The following is a 20,911-nucleotide window of genomic DNA, read 5'->3' as shown; positions in this document are numbered from 1 at the left end:
ATTGAATTGGAAGCTGAAGGAGAAGGCAATAAAAACCGTCCTTTTCAAATCGAACAGTGATGTGTTCAAAAAAGGACGAGTTTTGGAACAAATAATAACTTATTTATAATATCGTGCTTAATCGATAAAAATCATAAACGCCAATCCATAGATATGGGTTGGCGTTTTGGCGTACTTCTTAAAGTTACAAATATGATTAGTTCATTTTATAAACAACATATTAAGAAATGTTTTTCAATTCCTCTGTTAATCGTAGGAATTCTTCTTTGTTTTGATCCTGTAATGACTGGTCAATCTCTTTTCGGATTTGCTCTTTTCGGAAATTAAGAAGGGCATTGTTTAACACCATTTCAGCAAATTCAGAATCCTTAACGTTTATTTCAGGTTGTGGTGGTGTATTAGCCAAATTCTTTTCCATAGGAAACCAACTCCTTGACCTTTTTTCTATTATATCACCATTTTCAGAATATTCAAATATTTATCAAAGTAGTTCCAGTAATATATCTATTAGACAGATTGTTTTCTTCCATTTTTCTATTTTTGTTTATGTAAAAGCTTATTTTTCATAAATAATGGGGACTAATTCCATCCCCACCTTTTGGGCTGCAATATAGCGTCTGTAACCGTCCCTAAGGATCTTTGTATCCCTATTTATCATAATGGGTTCATCTAAGCAGCCTGTCCGTATAGCATGATTTAAAACTTGTAGTGTTTTTTCAACACTCGGATTGGAATTTAAAAACTCTTCCGTTACAACAATCTGATTTAGTAAAATAAACTCTTCTGTTTCATCTGGTTTCATTTTTATTTTCACCCCTTTCTGAAGTCTAATTATATTCTTTATCACCTATTATAAGACCGAATCAGCTATTGTCACTTTTCTCATCCTAAGGCCACCATTTGGCAACCCTCTTATGGCGCTAACGCATCCTATAGTGTAAGTACATTTGTTCACATGTTAGTTCAAATAGAAGATAAAATTTAAAAAGAGCAGATAATTTTTAGGTATCTGCCCTTCCTTTTTAACAGTTGGAATGACTATTGATTGCCTAGACTAAAACATTATCATTACGACCAAACGTCCAACATTATATCCCGCTAATACTTATCCATCAAATATATATAGATACTTGCTTTAATAAAATTATTTTGTTCATTAAATTAATAAAGTTTTTAAATTGATTTTCAAGGTATATCCCTCTTTCATAGTCGAGCTAATTAAAGGGGACTGATCCTATTTCTCGAAATAAAAAACCGGGCGGCATCAGCCGTCCGGCCCATTCTGTATTCCATTATTGTTTGCGATGTTCAAAGGTTTTACATGCCGTTTCCTCAACATTGTCAGCGTCATTGTTATCAAGGCCCACGACATAAATGGAGTCGGCAACACATTGATTCCCCTCGGCCCAGTACGTACAATTCTCTACGTTACACAAAACTTCGAGTTTCATAAAATGTCTCCTCCTCTTTATCGTTTAGTAACATATCCCCGTTTTTGTATATGGATAAACTCACATAAGCTTTTTCCTTCTTCTATGGAACTACCCGAATGTCTGTAAAACCAAGCTCACACTCGCCTTCTTTGCTGACCATAAGAGAGCAGATAGATTGGAATTCACCATGCCTTCAGCTGTTTCTGGAGGCAATTATCAAAAGTCTGACGAAGCAGCCATACCTACTTAATCTAAACCAGCTAATAGGATGTCAATATCTTTTTCTAAAATTTTCAATTCCCTTATGGTATACTATTTTTGTTCATGACAAATAACCCTCCAAGGATTTTTCTCTGTTTCACAAAATCGTTAATCAGGCTAAATCTAGGAATGCTTCTTTTCTCTTTAATAAAGCGTAAATCCAATGAAGCAACTTATTCATACAGGCAACGATTGACACTTTGGCCGGTTTTCCTTCTGATTTTTTCTTATCATAGAAGGCTTTAAGCTTTTTGTTCCTTGAACTTCTTATGCCGCATAGTACGGCAAGATACAGAGAATGACGTAATCTACTTGAACCTCTTTTAGTAATACGATTAATGGTTGCCGTAAACTTACCCGATGAGTGAACACTTGGATCTACTCCAGCGAAGGCAACCAGTTTTTTCGGATGATTAAACCGATCGATTTCACCTATTTCAGAGATAATCGTGGCTGCGATTTTTTCTCCGATACCGGGAATCGATTGGATGATCTTATATTCTTCCAGTTCATTTGCCAGGGCCACTATACGATCTTCCAACTCAGAGAGGTGTCCCTGGTAATGAAAAAGCAACTCAATATACATACTAATATTGATTACGTGACTTTGATACACGTTTATTTGAAATGGATTTCGAGACGCGGATTAATTCTTATCAGGCAAAGAAGTCCAGCTTACGGAAGGTGAAAACGGACGCTATCGATGCGTACCAGTTGTGTGTGCTGTATTACAAAGAGGATTTAGAACCTCATAAAATTAGAGGAATTCAGCTATTAGACCTTCGGAATTTGTCCAGACAACGGGAAATCGTAACGAATATGTATGTGGAAGCTAAACTTCAGTTTCACACGATTTTAGATCAAGTGTTTCCTGAATACCGAAAGGTTTTTTGGGATCTATATTCAAGGGTTTCTTTATTGAAATTAAAGGAATATCACACTTCAGAGGCGGCATTAGCAGCCGGGGAAAGTAAACTAGCACAGAGTGTTATAGAGTTCTATCCTAGCAGATCGGGTCAATGGGCATGGGAAAAAGCAAAAAAAATAATGGACTCAGCATTTAGTAAGATATATGGAATCCCTTGTTCCTCCAGGTATTGAATAACAGGAGAATGGTAATGCCCTGTAGATTCTAAAATGACCATAGGCATTTGCCCTGTCACCTCTTCAATTTCTTTTAGAAATTCTAAAAAATGATCTAACTCCTCTTTGATATGCTTCATTGAAAAGCTCTTTCCATACGGTTTAGATTGATCTAAAAATGCCTGAACTTGGCTCTCTCCTTTTGCCACATCCAGACCAACAACTGGATTCATTGTTTTTTCCTCCTTTACTTACTAACCAGTACCCCTAGTCCTCCATGTAGTGTCATAGCTCCGCTTGTTATTCGAGATCTGTGTCCCAACCAGCCTCAAACATGTTTCTACAAGTAAGGGGCGGACAGTTTAGTTCTCGGGATCAAGTCCCACGCACCCGTTAGTTCTATAACATATAGTTGAGTTGACACAAACTGTGAAATAAAAAAGTTACCTTTCAGAAACTTAGGAGTAGAAATCCATTATTTATATTTAGGAAGCCAGTCAATTAATTGGTCATAGTTACTTGAGAAGATTGCGTTGTCTTTAGTATTAGACTGTTCAAGTGAATTAGAATCCAGCCACTCATCTCAACTTATCATCTAAATAGGGTGTCATCTCCTTATTCAGTTCTTTTTTTCTCTATATCTCAAAACCGTTATTTGGCTAAATCCAAAAGTTTTTTCAGCCGTTTTCATTTCCTTAAATTAAAATTAAAGTCATTCTACCTTAACCTTAATTTTATCAATGGCATTATACCCATAACCTTTCTTATTCCAAAAAGGTAAATTAGGTTGAATTTGACCAAATGAATCTGTTGCTCTGGATTTAATCGTGTACTCACCTTTTTCTGATATATTCCATTCGAATGACCAACTAACCCATCCATAACCAACATTCTTACCAGGTAATATACCGGCGTTACTCCATGTATTTCCATCATCCATACTAATTTCCACCTTGGTAATAACTCCTTTTCCTGTCCATGCAATCCCTTTGATTAAATGCACACCTGTATTAATTTTTTCCATATCCAGCGGTTTTTGGATAGTCGAATTGATATTTATTGCTGTGACCGGAAATGCATTTTGATCATTGTCTTTATTTGGATAATACATATAATCTATGGTTTGAAAAGGTCCAGTGAAAGTAGTATTAATAACACTTATCTGCTTTATCCACTTAACAGATGCCATTGCATACCACTGCGGAACGATTAATCTCAATGGATAACCATGTTTAAAAGGAATTGGCTGGTTATTATACTCATATGCAATGATTGTATCCTGATGCAGCGCCTTCTCGATAGGCAAACTCCTCGTGTAGGTGTAAACCTCATCCAGATCGGTCCTAAGGCCATAATCATATCCCTCCACGACAACTTCTTTTGCCCCTTCTCCTATGCCAGATAATTCAAGTAATGTCCGTAATGGTACACCTTTCCACTTACCTTGACTAATGGCCCCCTTTTCCCATTGTTCTCCAAATATTTTAGGTTCGAAGAGATTACGCTTGTCTCCCGAGCATTCAAGGACAACTTCAACCGTTTTGGATGGGTATTGAAGAATGTCTTGCATGGACAGCAGTAATGGAGCTGATACTACTCCATTTATAGGAAGCCAATAGTTTGAATAAGAAAGTGTCGGATAAGTAAAGTGGTTCCTTCTAAAAAATAATTGGTTTTCCACACTATCATTATTGATGAATTGAATGGGTGTCTCCTGATTTTCCGGCAGCAAACTACGCGTAGTTAAATAGGGTCTCACTTTTTGAGGTTTTGTCATGATTCCCTCCTAATTAATTTGAATCATTATAGATGTATACGATCATTACTGCCCATTTCATCCTACACACCATCCTGTTTAAATCCAGTTTGACTAATCCTACGGCCGATCCCATTGATCCAGATGCCCTTAGGATATTAATCCAATTGCACTTTTGAGTACTTTCGGTGCCTTTTTAATTCCTTCCGTTCCAACAAAACTGCTCGCACTCGCTATTAAAATGCTTGAAGAAATGAATTTGACCACATAAAAAATTCCTGATCCAATAATTAGATCTAGGATTAAAAACCTTTTAATTGTTGAACCTTTTATTATATAAATAACGATTTGGTCGTTTTTCTTCATACCCAGAATAGTCACACCCTTATCTTTTTCTAAATGTTATGTCAAAGGGGGTTGTCATATTCTTGTGCATCTTGCCTTTACTATTTAATTAGAACTGCTTTCTGTTAGCGTTGGGCATAAAAACATATTTCTTTTGCTGCAATTTTGTGACGACTCCATATGGTCGATATGAATGTCTTTCATTCCACCAATCTAAAATCCTTTACGTACTGAATGGGTTCTCCAGATGGAATATTAACAAACTTGTCATGGCGTTACAGGCAGGAATAATAACTGGCAAACAAAATAAAAGATATCGGATAACTTAGTGGGTACTAGTTGCTCTTACAGTGTTTTCACTGTCAGGAGTTTATACCCCTTCATCTATGAATGGATATGATGTTATTGATCTAATTTTATTTTTTATTATCAATGTGATTGCAATCTATCTTTTAGTCGGTATTTATAAAAAAAGAATGAGGAAAGAATTAGATTTCTTCTTGCCCTTTTTTGGCTTACTGATTCCACTTTTTTTACATAACAGCATATGGACCATACTTTTAACTATCATTGGCTCTATTTACATTGTCTTATTTGCTCCTTATCATTCACTTGAGGAAACTAATATTATCGATTTAAGTATTAATGCTATGGTCGAAGTTGTCATGAATATTATGTTTGTCCATTATTTTAAGAAGATATATAACTAGGAAGCACCTATTTTGGTGCTTTTTTTAATTTGACTTCACACTTTCACTTCTTCCTGACAGCTTCATTCATGCCTTATAGGTATCACGTTTCATTCCTATTAATTAAACAAACGAGAATCAAAAACAAAAAAAATTTGCCTCTTATCAGGTTCTTAGTACTAATCTCTTTTTCTCCTAATAAACTTAATAAACTAACTATTTAGGAGGGATGCAATGTTTAATCAAAAACTGGATAATATTAGGCCGCTTATTTGTAAAATTAATGACGTCACTTACCAAAAGTACCATCTATATAAGAAATCATATGAGCGGGAAGTTTTCGTCATAAAAGATTACTGTGAAGACCGCGGTATTACCAATAAGAGTATTGCATTATTCGAAGCAGTCAAGGATCATTTTGATCGTTTTAAAATCGCTAAAATTACTAAAGAAATTCATAAAGATAATATTTTTCTCGATAGCGATCTTATCCTTATAGACAAAAAAGGAAATGAGTTACACCTTTCTGGTTGTAGTTGCGGGTATGCTGGCACTGGTTCACAGGGGACAGTTGAAGTTTTGAATAAGGCTGGATTCGAGATAGATAGAAGGTTTGTGTTTTGTTCAAAAGGATTCACTCTTTTTCATCCAAATGAAGAAAAAGAACTTTATGGCGAACGTTTATAAATTATCCAGATAACGGTTTATATCTATCATTACCTAATCTCTCAGCAAGATAAAAATGGAAATGTATGAAATAAAAAATAAAAAAGCCTTGGGAACTGATAAATCAGTAATACCAAGGCTTTAAAACGATTAATACATTGACATTAATTAAAATCATTAACGAAACTCGGGATATATCTATGAAGAACAGCATTATATCTTCGAAAAACTACAATATATCGACGAAATTCAGGATATATCTCCGAAAACAGCAATATATCGACGAAATTCAGGATATATCTCCGAAAACATCATTATCTACCCACTGTTATTTACAAAGCCTGTTATTCCTCAAGCATGCCCTTCACTCGCTCTACTTTGTCTTCCATCCTGCGTTCTTTATCACGACGGTCATCGATTCGGATATTCGTACAAACTCTAGTAAGACCTTTTTCAAAAGGTACTTCGTGCATCGCTTGGATCACTTCAAACAATTTAGGCAGGTCGCCTTCAATGATTGTATTCATGGGTGTCAATTGAAAACGAATTTCCCCCTTATCTTCATATTGCTTTAATACTCTTTGAATATCCGCCACATAGCTGCTAACACTTGGAGTTTGTGTCCCGACAGGAATAACCGTTACATCAACTATTGCCATTCTTATTCACCAATCCTTTATATGTATTTCAATCAAGAAGCATCCATCCTATAGAAGACGGATGTTTTTTACTATTATAACTCAAACTTCGCACCTGGGAAATTTGATAGGAGCTTTGAAGTTTGCCATTCGTGAAACAAAGCGCTTCTACTGGCAAGAAAATTACTATAAAATCGGCCAAATAAAAAAGAACCAGCAAACAAATCCACCTCTATTAAAATAGAGGTGGATTTATTTTAGATATGCCTTATCTTTTCATTTAAATAATCCTTATAGACCAACACAGCAACAACAATAAAACTTAGACTAACAAACCTGAAGATCATCTCTAAACTGATCTATTCTGCTAAAATACCTAATACAAACGCGCTAACTCCAACACCAACGTCAAAACTGGAAAAAAAGGTTGCGTTGGCTGCTCCTCTTTTTTCTTCACATACCTTTTGAACAGTCCATGTTTGTAAACATGGCATAACGGTGCCATAACCTGCCCCAAATAAAATCGCCGCAATGATAAGTTGAGATTCATTTGTCATATATGACAGGATAACAAGTGAAAAGAATCCTAACACAGCTGCCATAATGATAATAGACCAAGGTCCTTTTTTGTCATACCATTTTCCGGTAAACGGACGTAGTAAAGTTGAGACCGTTGCATTGATAAGGAAGAATAGAAAAATATGATCTACTTCCCTTTGCTTCCCAAAAAGAACCAAAAATGTGATGATAGCCCCAAAACCTAGTGTTGTAATAACCGTAAGTAACGCTTGGAACCATACGTCTTTTTCAAAAATCATATCCCAAAAGCGAAATGGCTTCTTCTCACGCTTTACAATAGTAGGTGAATAGACAAATTGAAGCGCAAGTAATGCCAATAAGCTCAATACTGCTGATGACCATATCAAAATATCGAAGGAAAAAGAGTCATAGATAAGGATACCTATACTCGGTGCAATGATAGCCCCGACCGTTGTGGATATAGAAAAATACCCTATTCCTTCTCCTAAGCGTGTCTTAGGAATAAAATCCACTACCATTGTACTGTTAGCTGTGGTTGATACCCCCCAAGCTGCACCATGGAAAAGCCTTAACAATAGAAGAAGCCATATCATATTAAGAAACGGATATAGAATTGTAATGACCATTAAAGCTGCACTTGCACAAATGGCCAGACTTTTCCTCTGGCTATCCATTAAATAGTAACCTACAAAAGGCCTGATTAAAACAGCACCTATCGTAAATAATGATGTTACCAGACCAACTTGAATGGAAGATGCATTCATGCTTAACAAATAGGCAGGCAAAATAGGAAGCATCATTTCAAACCCAATAAAAACTAAAAAGTTGCTTATAAATAAAAAAAGAAATGATTTATTAAAGATTCTTTGATTTTTCATATAATTATTCCTCGCTTCTAAATTATTTTTCTAAGTTAGAAGCGTTTGGAACACCGAAACATTTTTCAATTGCCTAAGGTTTTTAGTCAATTGACTCACCCTCTCTTAACCCCTTAAAAAATTTATCAAACAATCATATCAGAACCCACCTTTATAAACAAGCAGTTCTTTTTTTTATAACTTTATAGGAAGGAATTAAGTGAGCGACAAGTTAAGATTATTTAGGTTGTGACCGGAAAAACCCGACACTTTCTAAATGAGTAAAAAGTTATTGGGAGTACTATGTTTTTTTCTACTGTCAAGTAAAGCAATACAGTGAGCCAATCGCTCTACCCCTAGTTTAATTTGACTCTCGTTCACTTGAGAGATGCATAAACGAACGAGATTTTCCTTTTTATATTCTGCTAAAAACATTCTGGAGGCATCATCAACATATATATGCTGCTCGTTTAGCATATGAACCACCTGTTTTGCTTTCACATGCTCGGGCAAACTGATGGAAAGATAGAATCCGGAATTCGGTTTAGAAAAAGAAGTATTAGCCGGCAGCAATAATTCACATGCATCTTGAAGGATTTGCATTTTAGTTCGGTATACCTCTTTTACTTTTTTGAGATGACTATTAAACATACCGCTTTTTAAATAGATTTCTAGCGCACCTTGAGAAAGTGCTGAACTATTAAAATCCGAACTGAATTTATACCGTAAAAAGTTGTTCATCATTAATGCAGGAAGAACGACAGTCCCAATCCTTAACCCTGGGAGAAAAATTTTCGAAAGGCTTTTAATATAAATCACTCTCCCAGAAGGATCAAAAGAAAATAAAGGATCTGATTTTGGATTTGGATCAAGGTCTCCTAAAATATCATCCTCCACTATATATACATCGTATTTTTCAGCTAACTCAACGATTTTTTTCTTTTCGCCATTTGTGTAACTATGTCCAAGTGGATTGTGAAATCTCGGGATAATATAGAAAAATTTTATATCATTATTTCGAAAAATGTATTCCAGTCGATCAAGGTCTATTCCTTCCATTGATAATTCGATCCCAAAAGTGGTGGCTTGATGCAGATTGATGGACTCGATGAATCCAAAATAAGTAGGCTGTTCAATTAGAATATTGTTTTTCCCATTTGGAAATGGCATAGAAACTAATAAATGGAGGGCTTGCTGCGAGCCAGAGACAACGACTAATCTTTCTGGTTGGGTGAAAACCTGTAAATTTTGCAAATATTTCACCAACTGTACTCGCAGTGGGTAAAGTCCTTGTTGATCAGAGTATGTAAAAAGCTCTTCTTTATAATGGTCAATTGCTTGATTCATACAATGTTGAAATTCTACATAGGGCATAACATTTTTATCTGGACCGGCAGATAAAAAATCAATCACCCCATTTTCTTCCGCCTCTTTTTGATAATCATTCACAACATAGTAGCCGCTTTTAGGAACAGAATAAATTAAATGCTCTTTTTCAAGTTCGTCGTATGCTTTAATGACCGTATTCTTGCTACATGAAAAATACTCAGATAACTGACGAACAGAAGGAAGTTTACTGCCTGCATTTAGCGAACCACCTGCTAGTCGAAGCTTAATGTCTTCCATTATCTTAATATATTTTGAGTTCATCACATAATCCTCCTTAAACTGTACCAGGTCAGATGGGTAAAAAATGGGTTTATTTTTATTGTATGTACTCATAGTATGTTAATTATAGCAAAACTGTTTTTTATGATAAATAAACAATGGTACAGATGTGATACAAAATATAAAGATTGGGGTTGGGTAAGATGCAGGGAGTAACCAGGGAGAAATTAGGATTATTGTTGGGATTAGCAGGCGTCATTTGTTTTAGCTTAACGCTCCCCGCTACAAGTATTGCTGTAGAGTATTTTGGGACTACGGTCGTCGGTTTAGGAAGAACGGTTGTTGCTGCTATTTTAGTAGCGGTGGTATTGTTCGTTCGAAAGGAAAAACTGCCTTCTCCAAGTCAATTCAAAAGTCTACTTATTGTTGCTGTTGGTGCAGTTTTAGGATTTCCTCTCCTCACTTCTTGGGCAATGGAATCCTTGCCTGTTTCTCATGGAGCTGTGGAAGTAGCACTGTTACCGTTAGCAACAGCTGGATTTGCTATGTTTAGAGCAGGTGAAATCCCTTCAATCAAATTCTGGATTTCAAGTATAATCGGCTCTTTAGCTGTCATTATGTATGCACTTCATCTTGGATTCGGTCAATTGCAATTTGCCGATTTAGCTTTACTAACGGCTGTGATCATACTTGGGCTTAGCTACGCAGAAGGGGGGAAATTAGCGAAAGAATTAGGCAGCTGGCAAGTGATTGCTTGGGCAATAATGATCGGTGCTCCATTTTTCATTATTCCAGTTGGACTAAACCTTACAACTGAAATGCTCCATGCCCCTATCCAAGCTTGGGTTAGCTTAATTTATCTCGCAGTGGTTAGTCAATTTCTAGCATATGTTGCTTGGTATAGCGGAATGGCTATGGGCGGGATAGCAAGGGTTAGTCAGATTCAATACTTACAACCATTTTTGATGATTCTATTTGCAACAGTATTTCTAGATGAATCCATCACATCTTTCACTCTTGTAACAGCAGTGATTGTTGTCTTTTCTGTCATATTAGGCAAAAATGCTCCCGTAACAAAAAAAGTAGCTGTATCAGGGAAAAGCTAACTGCATTTAGAACAACCGAATTCCAATAGATGAAAGAGACCGACAGTCATGAATATGGATTCAAAATAAAAATCAACAAAATAGAAGGGAAAGCTAAGTTAAGTCAAAATCATCCATTGTAAAGACAAAAGTTAATCGTTGAACAACTGAACGAATTTCGAATACGGATGAGCAACTGATTTCATTATTAATGAAATCAAATCTAAAGAAATAATAGAATGTTACTGCACTAACAGGAGTGTTGATCAAATAAGGATTAACGCTCTATCTTTTTTCACATTAGGCTTAAATCTCGTATTGTAAAATCCTTATATGTAAAAGTTTTCATTTTCATTAGGTCTTCCAGATCCCGCGACTTAGCTTCACTGGCTTCTTAGCCGTTTTCTTTTCTTATCATGGTTCATCGTTCTCACCGCCATAAAAAAGCACCCAAATTATTGGATGCTCCTCCTTTTTATTCGTCAATTTTGACTTCTTTCAATAGATCATTTCTATACGAAATTGCATCTCGTTCAAAAACTTTTTTAAACCTGTTTTCGTACTCTTCACGGGTTATTAGACCTTTTTCTTCCAGTAATTCCACTATAGCTCTAACCCTTACTCTACTCGACACTAATTCGTTTGTCATATTGGACAATAAAATACTGATTTTCTCATCATCATTCATTTTCTCATCATCATTCATTTTCTCATCATCATTCATTTTCTCATCCCCTTTGTTTAACTAATTTGACAAAAGGGACCAATTCCCTGCAAAGAAAAGCACCCAAAATAATCGATGCTAATGTTTTTCAATAGGTTAAATGAGGATGGTGTTAGTTCCTTTTTTACACCCTCATATAAACTATGAGCCATACTATAAAACCATATTATCGAAAACTTTATAAGGACTACCTAATTGTATCCTATGGTAATAATGCACCTTTTACTCTATGTAAACTCCTTCAATCTTTGCTACATTAAATAATGAATGCATGTTAACAGCTAAGAGTTTATGCTATTCTATCGGCTTAACCTTATATCTCAAAACTGTTTTTAATTTTGAAGGTTCAACTTTCCCAAAATCTGAAAGATATATTTCCCTATGTTGTAATATTTTTCCAGATTATTATTTTTTATGAATTCATTCATTACTTTAAAACTTTGAGGTTCATCATATGGACCAACATGAAGGATTTGGACAGATAAACCATCTTGAAATGTACCGAACCTTACATCATTTAGAAATGGATGTGGTTTCTTTTTTTCTACATGTTCAAATGCTCTGTCCACTATTTCCTTTGTTACAAAATCTGGTTGTCTAATCATGATCGTATATAATAATTCATCTTTATTTAATGTATCTAGTTTCTTACCCTCTTCCGTTAAATCCCAAATTCCTTCTAATGGATATACGGTATATTCAAAATATCCAGCTGGAGTGTATCCTTGCTTCGGCATCATTCTGACCGCATAAGCCAATGAATAAAGAACACCTATCTTTTCAGCGAATTCGTGCTCATTTGGATTTCCTTTTCCCTTTATCAAAAAAAATTTCTGTTCTGGAATTGATACAAGTTCAGGTTTTTGTTTTGGAATATATAAATTCTTCTCTTGTTTTTATTTCATTAGCTTTTGTTCCCTTCTATATATTTTTTCCATTCATCAAGAAATTTACAAACAGTTTGTCATCTTATTATCAAAGGACAATAGTTCTCTAAACGTTCATCGTCAACCTTTTTATTAGCCGTGTCCGGAAAAGTATTAAGATCACTATTGCTTAATATTTCTTTTTATCACTCATCTATTATACCCCGCTGTTGTTCCAGGATAAGACTTTCCAACTATCCTTAGGAAAAGGGCATCCCGGTTCTCTATTTCCCTTTTTTGTCCGCTTACGCTTAAACACATTCCTTATTGTAAGCCAGACCCTTGCCGTCCACATGTGTCCGTTCCTTGTCTAATGCCTCACACAAATAGTTTCCATTAAATGTAACTGAAACTCTCAACATACCGACAAGGATCCATACTAAAATTCCATCCATAATTTAATCGATCTTTTTTGAATAGATTTCACTTATAAAAGCCAGATTATTAAAATATATGAGTGATACAAATGAGGGTCCTACATGAATCAAGCTGGTGTTAATGAAAAATATAAGGTATCGCCATTTTATGTGTTTTTTTTAGTGCATTCCATGCAAACTGGATTAGGCGTATTGAGTTTTCAAAGAGATTTGGCTAAAGCGACGGGAACCGATGGCTGGTTATCCATACTCCTAGCTGGATTGATTGTTCATATATTAATTTGGTTAATCTATAAGATATTTAGGATTGTTCCTGGAGATATAATCTCCACTAATAATCATGCATTCGGTAAATGGATTGGTAATTTCTTCAGTCTATTATTTATTCTTTACTTTTTTGTCCTTGGAATGACGATCATAATCGGCTATATAAATGTCATTCATGTTTGGATGTTTGAAGAGGTACCTTCATGGGCATTTGCTTTGGTTTTCCTTATTTTGATTTATTATATAAATACAGGAGGATTCCGAACCATTACGGGTATTGCCTTCTTAACTGTAATAGTTTCATACTGGCTTTTATTTGTACCTTTTTATGGTTTTAAATACTCTGATTTCACCGGTTTTCTTCCTATTTTCCATCATGATTTAGTCGAAATAATGAAAGGAACTAAAAGTTTTTCATTATCCATGCTTGGATTTGAAATGATACTTATGTATTATCCGTTCATCAAAAGTGCTGAAACATCGCAAAAGTATGCTCACGGAGGAGTTGTGCTCACTACGTTATTGAGCTTATTACTTTATTTTGTATCGATAATCTTTTATTCACAGAAACAATTGACCCTTACTCTATGGCCAACACTAACATTGACCAGTATTATTGAGTTGCCCTTTATTCAACGGTTTGAATACATAACTGTTTCTTGGTGGACAATCGTTATCATACCCAATATGGTCATTCCTTTGTGGGCTGCCAGCAGGGGGGTCAAGCGCTTATTCAATGTCCAGCAAAAGTATCCCTTATGGGGAATGTCCATAATCATACTACTTGTGAATATATTTTTTTATGATATCGATTCCTTATATATATTAAATAAAATAATCAATCCCTACAGCATATGCTTCATTGTTATATACTTGCCTCTTCTTTTTGTTTTCATAAGCATTAAAAAATCGCGGAACCGGTTATGAAAAAGTTGGAAATTTCCAGTGATCCTGTAGCTGCTGTTCTTATAACGAGCTCACTATCACAAATTGTCCCCATCAGATAAATATCAATTCCTTCACCAAATAAGTTCGGGCTAGGGAAACAAAAGGAAGACCACGTAAAAGTGGTCTTCTTAAGTACATCCTATGGAACTAACGCACCCTATTGTTAAGAACAATATTTACACTCTTGCTAAGCTAAGTACCAAAGGCAACTTTTGCTTCCAATCGGCCGCAAGGGAGTTGACCGTTGGGTGTTTTGGGTTGAGAGAGGGCGTACCTGGCGAGCTCGTTGTCAGTCTTCGATTGCCTGGTAGACCATGGTCCAGAAGTCGTGGATAAGTCTCGCTGAATCCGGGGTGGACATCCCGACCTGGGTGAGCAGGATTCCGGCGAGCTGTTTGTCCGGGTCGGCGTATGTCGTGGTGCCGGCTCCACCGTCCCAGCCGAACTGGCCGATGGAAGCGTAGTCACCACGGTAAGTGCGCACTGCCATCCCGAAGCCCCACCCGCCGTGTTGCCCTTGGCCGAATGACACATGGACGTTGTTGCTGGCCATGGCGTTTCGCGCAGCTTGTTGCTCGTGCGTGAGGCGGTTGGTGGTCATCAGCTGAACAGCGGGCCGGGACAGAATCCGTTCTGTCCCATGCATCCCATGATTCAGCAGCATCTGGAAGTAGGCGTGGTAGTCGTCGACGGTGGATGAAAGTCCGCCTCCGCCGCTCTGGAACGCCGGAGGCTGGCTGTGGCGTCCCCCCTTTGCCTCGTCCCACACGATGAACTCCCCTGTCTGCGGGTCAGGGGCGTAGAGGGGCGGCAGCCGGTCAATCTTGTCGGCGGGCACGTGGAAACCGGTGTCCTTCATGCCCAGGGGTTCGAAGATGCGTTCGCGCAGAAACGTCTCTAACGACTTGCCCGTGACCCTGGCGACGAGCACGCCGAGTAGATCGTTGCTGATATGATACTGCCAGCGCTCTCCGGGCTGGTGCATCAGCGGGAGTGTGCCCAGGCGGCGCATCCATTCATCCGGCTCGAGCATCGGCTCCGGTAGATCGGGCGTGAGCCCCTGCTCGAAGATCGCTCCCATAATCGGAGTGCCCAGCAACGTTATATCCATGCCGAGCCCGAACGTGGAGGTCAGCAGGTCCCGTACGGTGATCGGCCGCCGTGCCGGCACGGTATCGTCCAGCGGGCCGTCGATCCGCTTCAGCACCCGCCGGTCGGCGAGTTCGGGCAGCCACTGCTCTACTGTGTCATCCAGCCTCAGCCTGCACTCGTCGAGCAAGATCATCGCCGCCGCCATCGTGACCGGCTTGGACGTCGAGGCAATCCGGAAGATCGTGTCCCGGCGCATCGGCGCACCACCGTCATGGCGCATCGTACCTATCACTTCGACATGCGTCTCACCGTACCGGCTGACCAGGGCGACGAGTCCAGGGATTTTCCCGGACTCGACATGCCGTGCCAGCACCTCACGAAGTCTACGCAGTCCTGCTTCAGAGAAGCCGTTGTTGCTTATCTTTTTCACTTGGGTTCCCTCTCTTCACCTTTTTATCAGCCCTATTGTTCTACAAAATCGCTTTTGATAGAGCCATATGTTCATCGGACGTTTATTCTCGGTTTTATCTTTTCCGTAAGTAATCTTCTTTGACAACCGTGGTCTTGCCTACTAATTGGAGCCGAGCATAGCGAAAATACTGCCCCTATCCATTTAAGCTCCTACCTTCACAACACCTAAATATGTATATTCTGGAAGTCAATATATATTCTTTCTTCAAATAACTTCCCCGATAGTTGCAAAGTCTGCCTGAGCATCCAGGGAATTGAAGTAAAACACATCTTAATCTAAGTGTATAACTCTTTCTCCTCTGATAAGGAATCAAAAAGTTATATGGTCATACTTCATTACACTTAATCATAAGGAACAAGGAGAACATTAATTAGGGGGTGGTCTTTATGAGAATAAGTTATAGAAGATGGACAGAGTTTCCTTACCCAGGGGAAAGTCTCCCACCTAAAGGTTCTCCAGAGGCAGGAAATTGGCCAATGTTTTTTATTTCAAGGGGAAGAGACAATGATTTCCTGGACCCCTTTCATCAACGAATCATTTGGCGAGTTAAAAATCCACTTGATATTGATTGGGAAACAGAGTTATTCATTGTAGAAGAGACATTAAAGTCATTGACTTCCCAGCAAATACGCATCGCACAATATTGGGGAACAGGTGAATTAACGGCGAAAATTACCACTCTAATTTTCAATTTAGCTGAAAAATATATGCTGGGGTCACCGAGTGTTGCAAGGATTCAGAGTTATTTCCACGCGGCTATGAATGATACCTTTGTTATCACATGGTTTTTAAAATATCATTGGGATGTTGCACGTCCAAATCAATATGGAAGAAATCTGTCTACTGTGCTGTTTACCCCTCGTTTTCCAGCTTACCCTTCTGCACACGCAACAGTGGCAGGCTGTGCAGAGACAGTATTAAGTTATTTCTTCCCTCAAGAGTCTTCAGAATTAATAAAAATAATGGAAGAAAGTGCTCAATCTCGTTTGTACGCTGGCGTACATTTTAATGTGGATAATAAAGAAGGTTTAAGTTTAGGCAGACAAATTGGAGAGGTGTTGTAAGCTTTTTAAGGGCACAAAATCTAAATACGCTTCAATAATATTTTAGGTTCAGGTTGTGCTAACCTGAACCTTTAGTTAAATAAAGAAAGAGCTGCATAAAGTCAGCCCCGACCTTCAGCTAAAGCACCTGTTAGTGGACCAAGACTATATACTCTCCATAGCTAACCAATTTTTCATCCACTTTGTTCTTGGAAAATTGGTCTTTATATTAGTAATGTTTATAGGTTTTACCTTGGACAAAAGGCAATGTTCCCGCAACTGCATCTAAGGGAAAAAAAGAGTGAATGAGCTAAATATAAAACATAAAAGATTTTTATCTTTCTTTTGAAGTTATGAAAAAATAACTGATCAAGTAATCTATAAAAATGAAAGAAATGCCTGAGCCTAATATTGAGAATACAGGCCCACTTTTTGTACCCTTTGCTTCTACAGCAAGTGACAGATCATTAGTTTCTGTTTTAAACATGAGCTATAAAAAGAACTATTCTACAAACAAAGGTACTGCAACCTAAATCCGAATGCAGTTTCATTACCTTTTCCAAAGGAAAAGATTAGGTCATGGCAGCGTTGCTATAACTTCTGATGTATACGCACATATAAACAAAAAACTCGAAAAGAAAAACATAGACAAGTTTGAGGAATACACCAAGGGAATAATCGATTAAATTTTTTTGCTGAATTTGGTGGGTAAATGGTGGGCAAATATCTACTTCATTTATATGACTTAGATTTGCCCACCAAACAAAAACCCCTGACACCAGAGGTGCCAAGGATTTGAGCTATTAATACATGGACATATATTGTTCGCGTTCCCATGGGTGGACTTGTGTACGGAACATATCTTTGCCTTTCGCCTTTTTCAGACTGATTCATATTGGTTGATTTAATAAGGTTTTATATAAACAATATACAAATTTCTATTAAGTTTTTTCACCTTTGAATTATTATTATGTGGTCAGTTGGTGGTCAAATATATTTGGGTGATCACCTACTGTTTTTTATTGGTCCACCGATCATCAGCGACCGTTGCCCCTCTCTTATTATCAAATTAATTCCCTTTTCGAATTTAATACATACACTAAAATTCGGTTAAGAGCATAAGTAATCATTTTTTTATTGTTACCATGTATAATCACCTTGAGAATGTTTTATAGTGATGATGTAAATGAAATCTAATATAAAAAAATTAATAAAGGAATCCCATGATGAATCAATTAGTGGTGGTTCAGATGGACTAACTATTGAGTTTGAATTAAATAAATAAAACGAGAAGAGCAAAATTAATGAATATAAATATAAAGGTTTACTTACATTCAAAAGGAACAAAATTTTTACAGAGTGGGAACTTCCCTGTTTTAAGCTCAGATTTTAAGAAAGACCCAGATTGGACAGCTGCAGTTGCAGCATGCGAGTGGATACTGCAGATTAAAAGTAACTTTGCAGCTAGTAAGGATTTTCATATAGTTCAGGTGATTTATAACGATGATATTGATATTACTGAGTTAGTTAAGAGTAAATTTTCACTTTAAACTTTATTTACTTAGAAAAAATTGTTAATTTTAAAACTGGATATCAAATTTTAAAAGGAGTGGGGAAAAATGTGGAAAATAGTAGTAATGATTTTTTTAATTTTAATAGGAGGGATAGGTGGCATTGGCATAGTTAGCCTTTTTGAAGGAAATGAAGTTTTTTCCGGATATCATGCTGGTATTGCAGCTATGTTAGGAATGATAATCGTATTATTAATTTTTATTGCGGCACAATTAAATAATATAGAAGAAAAAGATTAAGATATCATATTCAAAATTAATATGGCATTTACTTTTTATATAAAAAGTATTATTTCTTTTAACCGAGGACAAACAATTTGAAAAAAAAATTATCACTTTGTACAATGCTTATAATATTAATATTTAGCTTATCTAAACAAAACATTATTACACCGGAATATATTTTAGAGACAGCTCACATTGATTCAATACAAACTAAGTATTTAAGAAGCGAGCCCAGAGTACAACTTATACAAAATAAAACTTAACAATCAAGAAGAAATAGAATTATTAAAAAAAAGTAAATACGTTAAAAAATTATTTATTTTATCAAAAGATAATCCAATTAAATTTACTATAGATAACAATCTATTGTCTGGATACAAATCGATGAATTTTCCATTAAAAATAAATAATTCCTCAAAAAACAAAGTAAAAATAGCAATTTTGGATAGTGGGTTTGATCATGAAGAAAGTTCAATTTCTTTAAATATTTTTAAAAGTTACGATTGTATATCATTTGAAAAATGTACACTTAAAGAAAATACTAAAGATAAATATGGTCACGGAACTCATATATCTAAAATAATTGCCTCTGGTACTTTACCTAATGTTCAATTAATTCCTATTAAAATATTAAGTGATACTGGTAATGGAGATATTAATGCATTTGTTAATGGAATAAATATGGCCATAAAAGAAAATGTTGATATTATTAATCTCAGTTTAGAGATTGACAAGGATATATCTTCTGTATATAAAGTGATAAAGAAAGCATATGATAGGGATATTATTATTGTAGCTGCATCTGGAAATAATGGAACAGGAAAAGTCAGCTATCCTGGAAAATATAAAGAAGTCCTATCTGTTGGTTCTTATAACAACTTTTTTGAAAAAAGTCAATTCTCCCAGTATGGAAAAGAATTAGATTTTGTAGGACCTGGTGAATATATGAATCAGGAAATAGAGAATACGGATCAAGTTAATAATGGTACTAGTCTTGCAACAGCTTTTGTAACTAGATCCGTAGCATTGTTTTATTTAGAAAATGATGTATCCTCTAATATTCATTTATATTCTTATTTAAAGAACTCAGTAATAGATTTAAATCAAAAAGGATATGATATACATACTGGTTATGGAATAATAAATGTTGAAAAATTATTAGAATAGAGGGAAGATTTAAAAATAAACGATGGCTAACTTAAATTTCACTAATAAGTTAGCCATCGTTTTATTCAATATTATGGATAAAAAATAAAAGATTCAGAGTCAGTCCATTTATTTGATGAACTACTAAAAGTAATAGATGGAGGCCAGCTTGCTGTGAAACTCTCTACTTTAGTTGTGCCCCAAGTATGCCCAAAATTTCCATATACCTCAAATTTAGAAGGCACTGTTTCAAATTGAAAAAATAATTTTGTAGTACCATAACCCATATTAAGATCTTCGTGACCACCACGATTGGCTATTTTATCTTGCCACTTCCACGAGTATCCATTGCTAGTTCTTGTTTCACTTACTGCTGTAGTACTTGTTGAGAGATATCCGTCGTTATCCCAAAACAAATCGAAGGCATCTCCACTTTTCAAGATTGGCTTGCTTAAACCTACTACAAGTCCATCAACTCCACCTATATTTCCTGTTCCACCCTCATCTAGTTGCCAATCTGAATTAGTCCATTCCCAATCGTAATGAAGTACAAAATCTCTACCAGAACTGGTAAAAATATTCTCATAAAAATCTGCATTAAAACTTACATCAGCTGGACCACTGTAAGCAGCTTTAATGACATCACTTTCTTCAACTTTCCTTAACCCTATAGTTTCTTCCATACTATCATCCATTTGTTTTAACTGTTGTTCAATTTCATTTAATTCCTCTTGATCTTTTTTAATCACATCGCTATTAGCTTTATTTTTAGCGATTTTTTTTCTAATACCTTTTTCTTAACAGTTAACTTATCCATTTTACTAAGATATTCATTGATTTCTTTTTGATTTTCTTTAATTTCTTTTTGTTCTTCTTTTGAAAATTTGTCGAGATCATCAAGTGGTAAAGCCTTTTCTTTCGCAAAGCTATTATCCTCACTCTGACTAAAGAATAAACCAATGATACCAACTACAAACATTGTACTAATGAGTATTTTTTTTCAGTTTTTTTCACCAAATATCCCCTTTTTTTACAAAAAAATATAATATCATACATTTTTAACTATTTATATAATAATTTTCAATAGAGTTAAAAATACCGAGCACTTCCACTTTGTACATCTGGATCAAATTAAGCTAATGTAGCTTTTAAACAAAGG

General features: G+C 36.1%; 20 protein-coding genes and 3 pseudogenes. 9 read left to right on the top strand and 14 right to left on the bottom strand.

Annotation, left to right across the window (positions count from 1 at the left end):
• Positions 1–220 precede the first annotated feature (220 nt).
• The 4 genes and pseudogenes from MHB45_RS06675 to MHB45_RS06660 form a co-directional block, all read right to left on the bottom strand.
• The gene (locus MHB45_RS06675; protein WP_072272761.1) at positions 221–418 is read right to left on the bottom strand and encodes an IDEAL domain-containing protein; all 198 of its coding nucleotides are present in this window, start codon (positions 416–418) and stop codon (positions 221–223) included.
• Between the two features lie 138 nt (positions 419–556).
• Positions 557–802 (bottom strand): hypothetical protein, encoded by a 246-nt coding sequence (locus MHB45_RS06670; protein ID WP_072272760.1) that lies wholly within the window; start codon positions 800–802, stop codon positions 557–559.
• 490 nt (positions 803–1,292) lie between these two features.
• A complete protein-coding gene (locus tag MHB45_RS06665) occupies positions 1,293–1,451 on the bottom strand; it encodes a DUF1540 domain-containing protein (protein ID WP_065421195.1) in 159 nt (52 codons plus the stop codon).
• A 355-nt stretch (positions 1,452–1,806) separates the two neighbouring features.
• Positions 1,807–2,340 (bottom strand): annotated as a pseudogene (locus MHB45_RS06660) (IS110 family transposase); the annotation flags it as partial.
• Between MHB45_RS06660 and MHB45_RS06655 the strand changes: the two are divergent.
• Positions 2,322–2,795, top strand: coding sequence for an IS110 family transposase (locus MHB45_RS06655; RefSeq protein WP_373689719.1), 474 nt, complete (start codon positions 2,322–2,324; stop codon positions 2,793–2,795). The pseudogene MHB45_RS06660 and the gene MHB45_RS06655 overlap by 19 nt on opposite strands.
• Here the strand turns inward: MHB45_RS06655 and MHB45_RS06650 are convergent.
• A complete protein-coding gene (locus MHB45_RS06650) occupies positions 2,711–3,010 on the bottom strand; it encodes an IS110 family transposase (RefSeq protein WP_445670620.1) in 300 nt (99 codons plus the stop codon). The two genes, MHB45_RS06655 and MHB45_RS06650, sit on opposite strands and share 85 nt — an antisense overlap.
• Before the next feature lie 479 nt (positions 3,011–3,489).
• Positions 3,490–4,554 carry a sulfite oxidase gene (locus MHB45_RS06645; protein WP_048680987.1) on the bottom strand — a complete coding sequence of 355 codons (1,065 nt, stop codon included), beginning with the start codon at positions 4,552–4,554 and terminating at the stop codon, positions 3,490–3,492.
• Between the two features lie 1,247 nt (positions 4,555–5,801).
• Here MHB45_RS06645 and MHB45_RS06635 point away from each other — a divergent pair.
• Entirely contained in the window at positions 5,802–6,254 is a 453-nt protein-coding gene (locus MHB45_RS06635; RefSeq protein ID WP_048680977.1) for a hypothetical protein, read from the top strand.
• Between the two features lie 323 nt (positions 6,255–6,577).
• On the opposite strand, the gene MHB45_RS06630 is transcribed toward MHB45_RS06635, so the two are convergent.
• The 3 genes and pseudogenes from MHB45_RS06630 to MHB45_RS06620 all read right to left on the bottom strand — a co-directional run bounded on the left by MHB45_RS06630 (position 6,578) and on the right by MHB45_RS06620 (position 9,918).
• Positions 6,578–6,892, bottom strand: a complete 315-nt coding sequence (locus tag MHB45_RS06630; protein WP_072272759.1) for an MTH1187 family thiamine-binding protein — start codon at positions 6,890–6,892, stop codon at positions 6,578–6,580.
• Positions 6,893–7,128: 236 nt separating this feature from the next.
• Positions 7,129–8,289, bottom strand: a pseudogene (locus tag MHB45_RS06625) (MFS transporter).
• Between the two features lie 252 nt (positions 8,290–8,541).
• Positions 8,542–9,918, bottom strand: coding sequence for an aminotransferase-like domain-containing protein (locus MHB45_RS06620; RefSeq protein WP_048680966.1), 1,377 nt, complete (start codon positions 9,916–9,918; stop codon positions 8,542–8,544).
• A gap of 161 nt (positions 9,919–10,079) precedes the next feature.
• Between MHB45_RS06620 and MHB45_RS06615 the strand changes: the two genes are divergently transcribed.
• Both MHB45_RS06615 and MHB45_RS28235 read left to right on the top strand, forming a co-directional pair.
• Complete coding sequence (locus tag MHB45_RS06615; protein WP_048680964.1) at positions 10,080–10,982, top strand: DMT family transporter; 903 nt, start codon at positions 10,080–10,082, stop codon at positions 10,980–10,982.
• A 56-nt stretch (positions 10,983–11,038) separates the two neighbouring features.
• Positions 11,039–11,101, top strand: a pseudogene (locus tag MHB45_RS28235) (FMN-binding negative transcriptional regulator); the annotation flags it as partial.
• 335 nt (positions 11,102–11,436) lie between these two features.
• On the opposite strand, the gene MHB45_RS06605 reads toward MHB45_RS28235, so the two are convergent.
• Both MHB45_RS06605 and MHB45_RS06600 read right to left on the bottom strand, forming a co-directional pair.
• On the bottom strand, positions 11,437–11,685 hold the full coding sequence (locus MHB45_RS06605; RefSeq protein WP_253349249.1) for a hypothetical protein: 249 nt from the start codon (positions 11,683–11,685) through the stop codon (positions 11,437–11,439).
• 332 nt (positions 11,686–12,017) lie between these two features.
• Positions 12,018–12,509 carry a hypothetical protein gene (locus MHB45_RS06600; RefSeq protein WP_340907534.1) on the bottom strand — a complete coding sequence of 164 codons (492 nt, stop codon included), beginning with the start codon at positions 12,507–12,509 and terminating at the stop codon, positions 12,018–12,020.
• A 581-nt stretch (positions 12,510–13,090) separates the two neighbouring features.
• Between MHB45_RS06600 and MHB45_RS06595 the strand changes: the two genes are divergently transcribed.
• Positions 13,091–14,182 (top strand): GerAB/ArcD/ProY family transporter, encoded by a 1,092-nt coding sequence (locus tag MHB45_RS06595; protein ID WP_048680949.1) that lies wholly within the window; start codon positions 13,091–13,093, stop codon positions 14,180–14,182.
• Positions 14,183–14,492: 310 nt separating this feature from the next.
• Here MHB45_RS06595 and MHB45_RS06590 read toward each other — a convergent pair whose 3' ends face one another.
• A complete protein-coding gene (locus MHB45_RS06590; protein WP_142953072.1) occupies positions 14,493–15,725 on the bottom strand; it encodes a serine hydrolase domain-containing protein in 1,233 nt (410 codons plus the stop codon).
• A gap of 428 nt (positions 15,726–16,153) precedes the next feature.
• Between MHB45_RS06590 and MHB45_RS06585 the strand changes: the two genes are divergently transcribed.
• From MHB45_RS06585 to MHB45_RS06570, 4 genes are all read left to right on the top strand, one after another.
• On the top strand, positions 16,154–16,831 hold the full coding sequence (locus MHB45_RS06585; protein ID WP_237766601.1) for a vanadium-dependent haloperoxidase: 678 nt from the start codon (positions 16,154–16,156) through the stop codon (positions 16,829–16,831).
• A gap of 1,283 nt (positions 16,832–18,114) precedes the next feature.
• Positions 18,115–18,360 (top strand): hypothetical protein, encoded by a 246-nt coding sequence (locus MHB45_RS06580; RefSeq protein WP_072272758.1) that lies wholly within the window; start codon positions 18,115–18,117, stop codon positions 18,358–18,360.
• A gap of 69 nt (positions 18,361–18,429) precedes the next feature.
• Positions 18,430–18,621, top strand: a complete 192-nt coding sequence (locus MHB45_RS06575) for a hypothetical protein (RefSeq protein WP_072272757.1) — start codon at positions 18,430–18,432, stop codon at positions 18,619–18,621.
• A 369-nt stretch (positions 18,622–18,990) separates the two neighbouring features.
• Positions 18,991–19,773, top strand: a complete 783-nt coding sequence (locus MHB45_RS06570) for a S8 family peptidase (protein WP_072272756.1) — start codon at positions 18,991–18,993, stop codon at positions 19,771–19,773.
• Between the two features lie 71 nt (positions 19,774–19,844).
• Here MHB45_RS06570 and MHB45_RS06565 read toward each other — a convergent pair whose 3' ends face one another.
• Together MHB45_RS06565 and MHB45_RS06560 are read right to left on the bottom strand one after the other, a co-directional pair.
• Positions 19,845–20,501 (bottom strand): hypothetical protein, encoded by a 657-nt coding sequence (locus MHB45_RS06565; protein WP_072272755.1) that lies wholly within the window; start codon positions 20,499–20,501, stop codon positions 19,845–19,847.
• Positions 20,498–20,731, bottom strand: a complete 234-nt coding sequence (locus tag MHB45_RS06560) for a hypothetical protein (protein WP_072272754.1) — start codon at positions 20,729–20,731, stop codon at positions 20,498–20,500. The genes MHB45_RS06565 and MHB45_RS06560 overlap by 4 nt, the downstream gene beginning before the upstream one ends.
• Positions 20,732–20,911 lie beyond the last annotated feature (180 nt).

Source organism: Peribacillus sp. FSL K6-5616, assembly GCF_038008245.1.
Classification (GTDB): Bacteria; Bacillota; Bacilli; order Bacillales; family DSM-1321; genus Peribacillus; species Peribacillus frigoritolerans.
The sequence above is the reverse complement of the archived record's forward strand: the minus strand, read 5'-3'. Positions and strand labels throughout refer to the sequence as shown.

What these genes read in the sequence shown, in the direction of transcription:
- MHB45_RS06675 (WP_072272761.1), bottom strand. Translation starts at nt 418, where the DNA reads ATGGAAAAGAATTTGGCTAATACACCACCACAACCTGAAATAAACGTT.
- MHB45_RS06670 (WP_072272760.1), bottom strand. Translation starts at nt 802, where the DNA reads ATGAAACCAGATGAAACAGAAGAGTTTATTTTACTAAATCAGATTGTT.
- MHB45_RS06665 (WP_065421195.1), bottom strand. Translation starts at nt 1,451, where the DNA reads ATGAAACTCGAAGTTTTGTGTAACGTAGAGAATTGTACGTACTGGGCC.
- MHB45_RS06655 (WP_373689719.1), top strand. Translation starts at nt 2,322, where the DNA reads ATGGATTTCGAGACGCGGATTAATTCTTATCAGGCAAAGAAGTCCAGC.
- MHB45_RS06650 (WP_445670620.1), bottom strand. Translation starts at nt 3,010, where the DNA reads ATGAATCCAGTTGTTGGTCTGGATGTGGCAAAAGGAGAGAGCCAAGTT.
- MHB45_RS06645 (WP_048680987.1), bottom strand. Translation starts at nt 4,554, where the DNA reads ATGACAAAACCTCAAAAAGTGAGACCCTATTTAACTACGCGTAGTTTG.
- MHB45_RS06635 (WP_048680977.1), top strand. Translation starts at nt 5,802, where the DNA reads ATGTTTAATCAAAAACTGGATAATATTAGGCCGCTTATTTGTAAAATT.
- MHB45_RS06630 (WP_072272759.1), bottom strand. Translation starts at nt 6,892, where the DNA reads ATGGCAATAGTTGATGTAACGGTTATTCCTGTCGGGACACAAACTCCA.
- MHB45_RS06620 (WP_048680966.1), bottom strand. Translation starts at nt 9,918, where the DNA reads ATGAACTCAAAATATATTAAGATAATGGAAGACATTAAGCTTCGACTA.
- MHB45_RS06615 (WP_048680964.1), top strand. Translation starts at nt 10,080, where the DNA reads ATGCAGGGAGTAACCAGGGAGAAATTAGGATTATTGTTGGGATTAGCA.
- MHB45_RS06605 (WP_253349249.1), bottom strand. Translation starts at nt 11,685, where the DNA reads ATGAATGATGATGAGAAAATGAATGATGATGAGAAAATGAATGATGAT.
- MHB45_RS06595 (WP_048680949.1), top strand. Translation starts at nt 13,091, where the DNA reads ATGAATCAAGCTGGTGTTAATGAAAAATATAAGGTATCGCCATTTTAT.
- MHB45_RS06585 (WP_237766601.1), top strand. Translation starts at nt 16,154, where the DNA reads ATGAGAATAAGTTATAGAAGATGGACAGAGTTTCCTTACCCAGGGGAA.
- MHB45_RS06580 (WP_072272758.1), top strand. Translation starts at nt 18,115, where the DNA reads ATGAATATAAATATAAAGGTTTACTTACATTCAAAAGGAACAAAATTT.
- MHB45_RS06575 (WP_072272757.1), top strand. Translation starts at nt 18,430, where the DNA reads ATGTGGAAAATAGTAGTAATGATTTTTTTAATTTTAATAGGAGGGATA.
- MHB45_RS06570 (WP_072272756.1), top strand. Translation starts at nt 18,991, where the DNA reads ATGAATTTTCCATTAAAAATAAATAATTCCTCAAAAAACAAAGTAAAA.
- MHB45_RS06560 (WP_072272754.1), bottom strand. Translation starts at nt 20,731, where the DNA reads ATGTTTGTAGTTGGTATCATTGGTTTATTCTTTAGTCAGAGTGAGGAT.